Raw genomic sequence first — 10,534 nt, forward strand, 5'->3', positions numbered from 1 at the left:
TCTTATGGACTATGTGGATGTTTAACTAAACCGGCCTTGTCTGATCCAAGACCGTTGACTTTATCAGGTATATCATGACCGAATCTTTTGCAGCCCTCTTTGAAGAAAGCGAATTAAACCTTAACGTTGAAAAGGGTGCAGTCATCCAAGGTGTTGTAGTAAGCATCGATGCTGACTGGATTACTGTTGACACTGGCCTTAAATCTGAAGGCGTTGTTGACCGTGCTGAATTTTTAAATGACCAGCGTGAACTTGAAGTTCAAGTTGGTGATACTGTAGACGTTGTTGTTGAAGCTCTTGACAACGGTATGGGCCAAACAGTTTTATCACGTGAAAAAGCAAAACGTGCTGAAACTTGGACTAAACTTGAAAAAATCTTTGAAGACGGCGAAATCGTTACTGGTGTTATCTCTGGTAAAGTTAAAGGCGGTTTCACAGTTGACATCGGTCCAGTTCGTGCGTTCCTGCCGGGTTCTCTGGTAGACACTCGTCCGATCCGTGATACAACTCACCTTGAAGGTAAAGAGTTAGAATTTAAAGTAATCAAACTTGATGCTAAACGCAATAATGTTGTGGTATCTCGTCGTGCAGTAATGGAAGCTGAATCTTCAGCTGACCGTGAAGCTCTTCTTGCTCAGCTTGAAGAAGGTCAAACAGTTACTGGTACGATCAAAAATCTTACTGACTACGGTGCATTCGTTGACCTGGGCGGTATTGATGGTCTTCTACACATCACTGATATGGCTTGGAAACGCATCAAGCACCCATCAGAAGTGGTTGAAGTAGGGCAAGAAGTTACTGTTAAAGTGCTTAAGTTTGACCGTGAGCGTAACCGTGTATCTCTAGGCCTTAAACAGCTTGGTGAAGATCCATGGATGGCGATCATGAACCGTTATCCTAAAGGTTCTATCGTTAAAGCTCGTGTAACTAACCTGACTGACTACGGCTGTTTCGCTGAGATTGCTGAAGGCGTTGAAGGTTTGGTACACGTTTCAGAAATGGACCATACTAACAAGAACATCCACCCATCTAAAGTTGTTCAGATCGGTGACGAAGTTGACGTTATGGTTCTTGAAGTGGACGAAGAACGTCGTCGTATCTCTCTGGGTATTAAACAAACTCGTGCTAACCCATGGGAAGAGTTTGCTAAGAACCACGACAAAGGTGAAAAGGTTTCAGGTACAATCAAGTCAATTACTGACTTTGGTATCTTTATTGGTTTGCCAGGTGGTATTGATGGTCTGGTTCACCTGTCTGACATCTCTTGGAACGAACAGGGCGAAGAAGCAATCCGTCGTTACAAGAAAGGTGATACTGTTGAAGCCGTTATCCTGTCTGTAGATGCTGAAGGCAATCGTATCAGCCTAGGTATCAAGCAATTAAACAGCGATCCGTTCAATGATTTCCTTGCTGCTAACGAACGTGGTGCTTTGGTTAAAGGTACTGTAACTGCTGTTGATGCTCGTGGCGCAACTGTGAAGTTGGCTGACGAAGTTGAAGCTACTCTGAAAGCTTCTGAAATCAACCGTGATCGCGTTGAAGATGCAACTAAATTCCTTGAAGTTGGTCAGGAAGTTGAAGCGAAGATCATCAATGTTGATCGTAAATCTCGCTCTATCAACCTGTCTATCAAAGCGAAAGATGAAGCTGAAGAGAAAGAAGCTGTAGCTAACCTGCGTCAGACTTCAACTAATCAAGACAATGGTCCTAAGACGATTGGTGACTTGATCAAGGCTCAAATGAAGTAATATGTAAAAAAGGACATAGTAGTGTAACTACTTAGTACTTTTTATACAAATACTGTAAACGGTAGCGTAGTATTAGTGTACTGCGCTACCGTTTTGTATTTAAACAGGTTATTATCTGCAAGAGTTAGAGTAGCTTGATAACTTAAGAGGTCATAGATGACTACTGAAGCACTTAATAAATCCGATTTAATAGAGCGAATTGCACTGAAAAACCCGCATTTGGCTGAACCTCTTGTTGAAGAGGCCGTAAAAATCATGATTGATCAGATGATTGAAGCGCTGTCTACAGACAATCGTATTGAAATACGCGGATTTGGTAGTTTCGCATTGCACCATCGTGAACCACGTGTTGGCCGTAATCCTAAAACTGGTAAAGCGGTAGAAGTTGCAGCGAAAGCCGTACCACATTTTAAACCGGGTAAAGCACTCCGTGACGCAGTAAACGAATCTGCCAATAAATAAACTTAATCATGTGGGGTGTTTATGCGTTATCTCTTAGTCGCCTTATTAATTATTGTATTTGGTTATGCACTTGCACTCGTACTGCAAAATGGAACCGAACTTTCAGTTGACTTGTTATTTACACAAGTACCGGCTATGCGTTTGGGACTTTTGCTATTATTGACCCTATGCTTGGGAATCATTGCAGGTTTGCTTCTTGGTGTGCAAGTATTCCGCGTATTTCAACGCAATTGGGAGATTAAACGCCTTCGCCAAGACATTGAGCATTTACGTAAAGAACAGATTCATACTGCTCAGCTAGCAGCTGCCGAAGCCGCAGCAAGTGCCCGACATGAAAAAACAGTTTTAGATATTAATCCGGAAAGCCAGAATCGTACACCATTATAATTTTTCTAGTTTAACTCTTATAAAATCCAGCTGATTTTATAAGACCCTTAAAAGCTCTTTATTGGAATAAAGAGCTTTTTTTGTTTATGCAAAGCCTATATACCTCAACATACCTGTAACGGTCATTGCAATCATAATGACTATGATAAAAGAATACTTTTTCCATGCAAATACGACTGCAACTAAAACTCCGACTAATTTACTCATGCCACTAAAATGATCTTCAGTAAATAGTGTATTGAATAACGCTAAGCTAAACAGAAGCACACAAGCAGAGTCTGCAAAAAGCTGTTGATGAGATTCTTTAAATGTAATGCGACTGGCTAAATAGAACCCAGAATAACGAATCAGATAGGTGCCTAATGCAAGAATTATAATCGCTATAAATATATAACTTTCACTATATTTCATTTTGTTTTTCGTCCTATTATTAAACCAAACATAGACACCAAAACAGGAAGACCTGTTGGAAGTAAGGGAATAGAGGCTAAGGAAAGTGATGTACCCAGAAATACTCGATTTCGTGTGGTTTTATTCTTGAGCATTGGCAGGATTAAGGCAAAAAGAATGGCTGGGAATGCTGCATCAATACCAAAAATATAGATATCTGGAATATTTTTGCTAAGCAGATAACCGATAAATACACCAAGCGGCCAAAGTATGCTGATGCCTAAGCCACACATCCAGTAGGCCCACTTTTTTGAATGAGTATTTTCTTGGCTGAGGCCGAACATGACACTCTCATCATTCATAATATGGCAAGCAAAAAATTGATAAGTATTTTTTTTCAATAAAAGTAGCAACTGATAGGCCAAAAGGGAAATGCCTTAAATTAATTAATATACCGGTCAATGCAGCAAAGATTGGATTGGCACCTGATGCAATCAGACCAATGAAAGTAAACTCTGCAGCGCCTGCCAATACAAATATAGATAAAGCTAGAGGAATCCATAAAGGTATATGGAAACTGGCTGCAATCGATCCTAAAGAAATGCCTACAATACTGGTTGCCACCGAGATGAGTGTAATGGCTTTAATTAATTTTTTTCGCTCTTCATTGCACATCTTTTGTTTTCTATATCAAACGATCGTACGATATAATAGTTTAATTTTATATCGTTCGTCAAAACGAACATTAGTTTTTTATGGTGAATTATGACATTGCCTATTGAGATTGTGGCTAAAGGATTACAAAGAGAAAGACAAAAAGCGGGATTGTCATTGACAGAGGTAGCCCGCCGCGCAGGTATTGCTAAATCAACCTTGTCTCAACTGGAAGCTGCGCAAGGAAATCCAAGCTTGGAAACATTATGGGCTTTATGTGTGGCTCTAGATATTCCATTTGCAAAATTAATGGAGGCTAATACTGCACAAACACAGGTTATTCGTTTTGGCGAAGGCCCATCCGTTAGTTCTGAAATTGCTCATTATCAGGCAATATTACTGGCAAACTGTCCCACAGGTGCCAGACGAGACGTTTATATCCTTACTACACATCCAGGCGAACCGCGTTGCAGTCAGCCACATTCAATCGGAAGTATAGAACATATTATTATTATGAAAGGTAAGGCTAAAGTAGGCTTAGTTTCAGAACCGATTGTGCTTAATGAAGGGGATTACATTTGTTATCCTGCCGATCAGGCTCATATTTTTGAGGCCTTAGAACATGATACGAGAGCTATTCTGATCTCTGAACAGAGATAAATATGTTTTAGAAAAGATAACCAGGCTTTTTTGCATTATCAATATATTCCTGCTTTGAGCATGGCATGAATCACTTTATAATTGGCCGATTTTTATAAGATGGAATTAAACTTGTGAGTATTATTGTTGCCTTAGATGCAAAAAGCCAATATGACGCCCTGAAAGTTGCAGATCAACTTGATCCATCACTATGTCGTGTCAAGGTAGGCAAAGAGCTTTTTACTCATGAAGGTCCATCAATTGTTAAAACCTTACAAAATAAAGGTTTTGAAGTTTTTCTTGATTTAAAATTTCATGATATCCCGAATACTACAGCTCAAGCAGTGTGTGCCGCCGCTGATCTTGGGGTCTGGATGGTAAATGTCCATGCTTCAGGTGGCCGTAAAATGATGGAAACCTGTGTAGAGCGATTAAGAGCAGGACAGTATCCTACCCAACTGATTGCAGTAACAGTACTAACCTCACAAACACGCGATGATTTGCGTGATATTGGTTTAGATGTTGAGCCTTTTGAGCAGGTTAAACGCTTGGCAAAGCTTACTCAGGAAAGTGGTCTGGATGGTGTCGTCTGTTCTGCCCAGGAAGCTCCACTATTACGTAAGGAACTAGGACAAGATTTTGCACTGGTTACTCCCGGTATCCGTCCTGCCGGTTCAAGTGCGGATGACCAAAAACGTATCGTGACTCCAAAACAGGCTGTGCTTGATGGTTCAACCCATTTAGTAATTGGACGTCCAATTACACAATCGACTGATCCTGCCGGAGCCTTAAAAGAAATTCTAGCCAGCTTATAATTGGGTAATCGTAAGTTTAACTACTGCAGACAAAGCTGATCACTAGTTTATCAGCTTTGTTTTTTGGCATAACCTTCTGAGGATTTAGATCAAGTACAAATAAATTCAAACTTATATTTTTGTTTTATAAAAATATAAAAAAGCTTATTAGTAGAGGTGCCAGTAAAGTTAAGATTAGGCCACTCATCATGGCATGAGGAACATAATGAGTCCCGCAAGACTGTTTGACCATGGCAAGTGTTACATCCATGGAAGTTGCTCCTGCACTAGAAATTGCCGAACGCGGAAAACGCCAACCGATACAATACATCAGTAAAATTGCAAAAACTTCCCGGAACAGATCAGTGAGCAGAGCAATACTGCCAAGCTGTGGAGAGTGAATCTGACTCAGCAGGATGCCAGACATTGAGTACCAGCCATAACCTTGAGCTAAGGCCAGAATTTCATTCGCTGTGTAACTCTGTAATAAAGGAATACATAATAATGCAGCCAAGCCAGAACCAATAAAAGCCGCTAATGGAACAACCAAAATTTTCCAGCTTAACCAGGCACGGTCAAAATGGGTATGAGCCAGCTCCACACCAATTAGTAAAATAAAAACCAGTAATAGATACCAGCTGTTAAAAGAATATTCGTTTCCAGATAATTTAATCAGCCAGCCAATGCCTGCACCCGCCATTAGAGCCAGCAGAGCATAACTGATATTCTTAATTGCCTTTAAAAACAGGTGTAAGGAAATTGAACCTTTGACACTGCTACGGTCTAGCCATTGATAAGCAAATAAACAGACAAAGAAAGATCCTAATGAGGTCAGTAGAGCAATTAATAAGGCAGGTTTTAAAATATATAAAGGATGCTGTAACTGTTGTAGAGCTTGAAAAAGTTCAAGCGATACACTTATTAATAGCAGATAAGAAAAATACGGCAAAATTTTGAAAATAAATTTTTGTACAGGAACAGGTAATTTTTTTGCAGATAAAAAGCCTAAAATCAAGGCTAAAAAAATTTGTAAAGCCAGAATAAGAGAAGTCATGAATAAGCAGATGCAATCAACACCTGCTTATTATGTCAGGGAAAAATTCAGGCTGCACGGCTTATGGTACTATTTCCCAAAAAATGATAATCCGCCGGATTTACCTTTCGGGTTTCTAGCCAGTATCGCCAGGTGTAAGTAGGCCATAGGGAAAAGTTTTTGCCGCTATTTTGCTGATACCAGCTGGTGCAGCCAGACTGCCAGACTGTACCTCTAAGCATGTCTTGGACTCGATGATTAAATTGATCCTGTACTTCGGCTTTAACGACGACTGCCTGGGTATGAGTTTTTTCAACCAGCTGAATCAATTGCAAGATATGCTCGATTTGAGATTCAATCATAAATAAAACGGAATTATGCGCTAAAACAGTATTTGGACCTAGTAACTGAAACAGATTCGGGAAACCTTTGGTACTTACCCCATAGTAGCTTTCGGCGCCATCTTCCCAAGCCTTTGCTAATGATTGATTATGCTGGCCAATGCATGGAAAATTCTTTAGGTAAACACGGGGATCAGTGATAAAACCTGTACCATAGATCAGGCAGTCAATTCTTCGGGTCTGACCATCCTGAGTAATAATGCTGTCTTCAGTAATCTCCCGAATCTTATCAGTTACAAGTTCAACATTGCTCCGGTTGAAGGTTGAATAATATTTATTTGATACCAAGATGCGTTTACAGCCCATAATATAATCAGGTGTAAGTTTCTTGGCGATAGTTTTATCTTTAACCTGGAATCGTATAAAAGCGCGGCCTAGTTTTTCTACATAGCGCATAGCAAATGGCTGTACAATTGGAATAACCCGTGATTCATTTGACCAGTACAGCCGGATCCGATGTAATTTCCTGAACCATTCCTGCTGAGCAAAAAGGTTTTTCTCCAACTGGCCATATTTGCGTTCGTCACGTGGAATGACCCAAGCTGCACTACGCTGCATTACATAGAGTTGTTTGACCTGTGAAGCTATTTCTGGAATATATTGAATGGCACTGCCACCTGTACCAATCGATGCAACTGTTTTACCTGTCAGATCATATTGATGATCCCATTGTGATGAATGGAAAATTTTCCCATTAAATTTTTCGATACCTTTTATTTTAGGAATCTGCGGTATATGAAGCGGCCCGGAAGCAAAAATGACAAATTGGGCTTCTATATTCTCCTGCCTATCAATTTCAATATGCCATATATTTAACTGTTCATTATAAAAAGTTCCAGTGACTTCTGTATTGAATTGAATATATTGGCGCAGTTGATAGTTTTCAGTAAGATTCTGTATATATTCAAAAATTTCTGGTGCCTCGGCGTAACGCTTTGACCAGTCTGTTTTTGGCGCAAAAGACAGAGAATACATGTGTGACTGTACATCACAGGCAGCTCCCGGATAGCGGTTTTCGCGCCATGTGCCCCCTACATCTCCTGTTTTTTCAATAATAATAAAGTCATCAATGTTTTGCTGTAATAACCGAATTGCGGCGGCTAAACCACCAAATCCCGCACCAATAATTGCAACTTTTACTCTGCGTCCAGTTGCAGGTTCTATATTATTTTTCTGCATTCTCTGCTAAGTCCGTTCTATTTTTATACAGATTATACAGCTTTGCTTATATTGGCCCATGATAGCAGCGACATAAATATTGATAGATTCGGCAATTAAAAAGATGAGATTTTTATAGTAAAACAGACAGGTCAGGGTAAATTGAATTATTCATGAAGCGTTCTATTCTCGGTTTGATGTATTTAATACAAGGCATGCGTAACGCTGGAATTGATGTTGATTCACGGCTCGCAACAATTGGTATCAAGCCGGATGCTTTGGATCCAACTTCTATTATTCATCCCAGCTTGGAATGGGATATACAAAAAGTTGTCGGTGAAGGGGTAAAACCTGAAACAGGACTATTTATTGGGCAGCATTACGCGCTTGCCGGTTATGGCCCTTTGCTGATGCTCCTTGTAACCAGTAATAATATCCAGACTGCTCTTGAAAAGGGCATCCAATACCAGGGTCTTACTCACCTATTTGGCACTTTAGGACTTGAAGTCATGGCTCATCAGGTTGCATTGACATATTTGCCAGTAGACCTGAACTCAGATATGGGATTGCTACGTGCTCAGTGCGAAATTTCGGGAACTTATAAATTTATTCAAGATATTTATAAAATGATGGGACTGGTTGCACCTACTTTAAGAGTTGAGTTACCTTTTAAAGCACCTGAAGATAAAGAGCAATTACAGCTGTATCAGAATTATTATGGTGCAGATCTGCACTTCGGTTTTAAGCAGGCGAAATTTGGATTAAATTCGCAAGTACTTGAAATCAAAATTCCTTCTGCAGATCCAATTACCCATCGGGTTTATGAAGCTAAATGTATTAGTGAGCTACAACGTTTAAATCATGATGATGCAATACCTTCACTTATTCAGCGTGTACATGACTATTTAGAGCTGCAAAAGGGGGTAATTCCTACTATGGCAGAGACTGCACAAGCACTTGGTATTCCAGAACGTACCTTGCGCCATCAGCTACAACAGTTCAATACCAGTTATAAAGAAATTAGAGAACAGTTGATTAAAAACAAAGCATTAAAACTGATTGAATATAAAGAGTACTCAATTGAGGTTATTGCTGAGTTACTGGGCTATTCAGAACCAGCCGCATTTAATCATGCCTTTAAGCGCTGGTTCGGACAAAGCCCAAGACAATATGGTAAATAGCCTAAGTCGGGTTATGCCAAAGTTTTATATGTTTCACTATATTCTTCGTTATACTTCCCATTAGCCCATAAAACGTATCAGAATTATATGCTAGAGCTTAAATCATCACACAGTACAGCTTTTTCACCCGTCTCTCCAGCCGAGCGTTATTCTCAAGCTTTATCTTCTGGACAATTTTTACCTGATGAAGCACAGGCACAAGCTGTGCAGGAGCTGGACCGGGTCTGGCATGAATTGATTCATCGATATAAGGCTTCTAAGAAAGCATTTCGCTGTTTTCGCCGGCAAACTGCACCGCGTGGTGTATACATGTGGGGTGGGGTTGGCCGTGGAAAAACATGGCTAATGGATCAATTCTTTGAGTCTATTCCATTTCGCCGCAAGTTACGTATGCATTTTCATCACTTTATGCAACATGTACACCGTGAGTTAAATAAGCTGTCTGGCCAGCGTAATCCCCTAGATCTGGTGGCTGACCAGATTTACAAAGATGCAGTTATTATTTGCTTCGACGAATTTTTTGTATCAAATGTCACTGATGCCATGATTTTGAGCGATCTGTTTCAAAAATTATTCCAGCGCGGTATTACGCTGGTAGCGACCTCAAATATTGCACCAGATGGTTTATATAAAAATGGTATTCATCGTGACCGTTTTTTACCTACCATTGAAATGGTCAAAAAAAACTGTGTCGTGTTAAATGTAGATGCTGGAGTAGATTATCGGTTACGAGTGTTAAAACAGGCGCAGCTTTTCAAGGCACCGCTCAGCCACGAAGCACAGCAGTGGATTGCCCAAAGGTTTTCTGCATTGACCCAGACTCAGGTGCAGTCTCAAGAATCAATTATTATCAATAACCGTATTGTAGAGACTATCGGTCATACTGAAGATGTGTTGTGGTGTGAATTTTCAGAACTTTGCCTTAAGCCTCGCAGCCCGTCAGATTTCATTGAAATAGCCAATATTTATAATACGGTACTGGTCAGTAATGTTCCGCATTTAACTGATCAGATTAATGATGCAACCCGACGTTTTATTTATCTGGTTGATGAGTTCTATGATCGGGGAGTAAAACTTTTACTTACCTCTCAAGATGATATTATTAATATCTACCAGGGAGAGAAGTTGGCGTTTGAAATTGAGCGTACCCGTTCAAGATTGCTAGAAATGCAGTCAGATGAGTATCTGCATTCAGAGCACAAGCAAATTCACGGCGCCCAGTAAAATTTTAATCAAGCGTTCTACGGAACGCTTTTTTATTATTTATATTAAATAAAACCGCGCAGTATCGGCATGGTTTTGCTTTAATACGTGTGATCAGTTATTGTAAAAGTTCTCTGTACACGACAAATTTCACAGAACCCTTATCCTATCAGGGTTCTGCCTTCTTAAAATTGCCAAAATTTCCTTAAACTCTTCTTTTTTCCCAAAACCAATTAAACGCTGAATCGCCATTTGAACATAGTCTAAACCATAGCGAAATAAACTCATTGAGAGTCGTCCATGCTTCTTTATTTTTATCGCTTTTTTTTGATCATGTTGCCATTCACCCGTTAAGTAACACCAACAGAAGCTTATAGCTAACACCGCAATCAATTTTTTCACTCGTCTAGGGTCTGTCAAGCGCGTATTTTCAAGATTAAACCCGCGTCCTTTGAGACAACTGAATAAGGTTTCAATTTCCCAG

At 39.9% G+C, this 10,534-nt stretch carries 10 protein-coding genes and 2 pseudogenes; 7 read left to right on the forward strand and 5 right to left on the reverse strand.

The window, feature by feature from the left end; all coding sequences use genetic code 11:
• The first annotated feature begins 74 nt into the window (after positions 1–74).
• The 3 genes from rpsA to N518_RS0107520 all read left to right on the forward strand — a co-directional run bounded on the left by rpsA (position 75) and on the right by N518_RS0107520 (position 2,597).
• Positions 75–1,748 (forward strand): 30S ribosomal protein S1, encoded by a 1,674-nt coding sequence (gene rpsA, locus N518_RS0107510; RefSeq protein ID WP_005014687.1) that lies wholly within the window; start codon positions 75–77, stop codon positions 1,746–1,748.
• Between the two features lie 156 nt (positions 1,749–1,904).
• A complete protein-coding gene (locus N518_RS0107515; protein WP_005014686.1) occupies positions 1,905–2,210 on the forward strand; it encodes an integration host factor subunit beta in 306 nt (101 codons plus the stop codon).
• 21 nt (positions 2,211–2,231) lie between these two features.
• Positions 2,232–2,597: a lipopolysaccharide assembly protein LapA domain-containing protein gene (locus tag N518_RS0107520; protein WP_005014685.1), complete on the forward strand. Its 366-nt coding sequence runs from the start codon at positions 2,232–2,234 to the stop codon at positions 2,595–2,597.
• A gap of 84 nt (positions 2,598–2,681) precedes the next feature.
• Here the strand turns inward: N518_RS0107520 and N518_RS0107525 are convergent, their stop codons facing one another.
• Together N518_RS0107525 and N518_RS16740 are read right to left on the reverse strand one after the other, a co-directional pair.
• Positions 2,682–3,008 (reverse strand): AzlD domain-containing protein, encoded by a 327-nt coding sequence (locus tag N518_RS0107525; protein ID WP_005025594.1) that lies wholly within the window; start codon positions 3,006–3,008, stop codon positions 2,682–2,684.
• Positions 3,005–3,662 (reverse strand): annotated as a pseudogene (locus N518_RS16740) (AzlC family ABC transporter permease). Before N518_RS16740 ends, N518_RS0107525 begins: the two are co-directional and overlap by 4 nt.
• A 90-nt stretch (positions 3,663–3,752) precedes the next feature.
• On the opposite strand from N518_RS16740, the gene N518_RS0107540 reads away from it, so the two are divergent.
• Entirely contained in the window at positions 3,753–4,301 is a 549-nt protein-coding gene (locus N518_RS0107540; RefSeq protein ID WP_017401082.1) for a helix-turn-helix domain-containing protein, read from the forward strand.
• Positions 4,302–4,414: 113 nt separating this feature from the next.
• Complete coding sequence (pyrF, locus tag N518_RS0107545) at positions 4,415–5,095, forward strand: orotidine-5'-phosphate decarboxylase (RefSeq protein ID WP_005025601.1); 681 nt, start codon at positions 4,415–4,417, stop codon at positions 5,093–5,095.
• Between the two features lie 124 nt (positions 5,096–5,219).
• Here the strand turns inward: pyrF and N518_RS0107550 are convergent, their stop codons facing one another.
• Both N518_RS0107550 and N518_RS0107555 read right to left on the reverse strand, forming a co-directional pair.
• Complete coding sequence (locus N518_RS0107550) at positions 5,220–6,128, reverse strand: lysine exporter LysO family protein (RefSeq protein ID WP_005025603.1); 909 nt, start codon at positions 6,126–6,128, stop codon at positions 5,220–5,222.
• 47 nt (positions 6,129–6,175) lie between these two features.
• A complete protein-coding gene (locus tag N518_RS0107555; protein WP_005025605.1) occupies positions 6,176–7,687 on the reverse strand; it encodes a flavin-containing monooxygenase in 1,512 nt (503 codons plus the stop codon).
• Positions 7,688–7,839: 152 nt separating this feature from the next.
• On the opposite strand from N518_RS0107555, the gene N518_RS0107560 reads away from it, so the two are divergent.
• A complete protein-coding gene (locus N518_RS0107560; RefSeq protein WP_005025607.1) occupies positions 7,840–8,847 on the forward strand; it encodes a helix-turn-helix domain-containing protein in 1,008 nt (335 codons plus the stop codon).
• 87 nt (positions 8,848–8,934) lie between these two features.
• The gene (gene zapE, locus N518_RS0107565; RefSeq protein ID WP_005025609.1) at positions 8,935–10,071 is read left to right on the forward strand and encodes a cell division protein ZapE; all 1,137 of its coding nucleotides are present in this window, start codon (positions 8,935–8,937) and stop codon (positions 10,069–10,071) included.
• A gap of 129 nt (positions 10,072–10,200) precedes the next feature.
• Here the strand turns inward: zapE and N518_RS0107570 are convergent.
• Positions 10,201–10,534, reverse strand: a pseudogene (locus N518_RS0107570) (IS4 family transposase); the annotation flags it as partial.

This window comes from Acinetobacter sp. UNC436CL71CviS28 (genome assembly GCF_000620525.1).
Taxonomy (GTDB): Bacteria; Pseudomonadota; Gammaproteobacteria; order Pseudomonadales; family Moraxellaceae; genus Acinetobacter; species Acinetobacter radioresistens.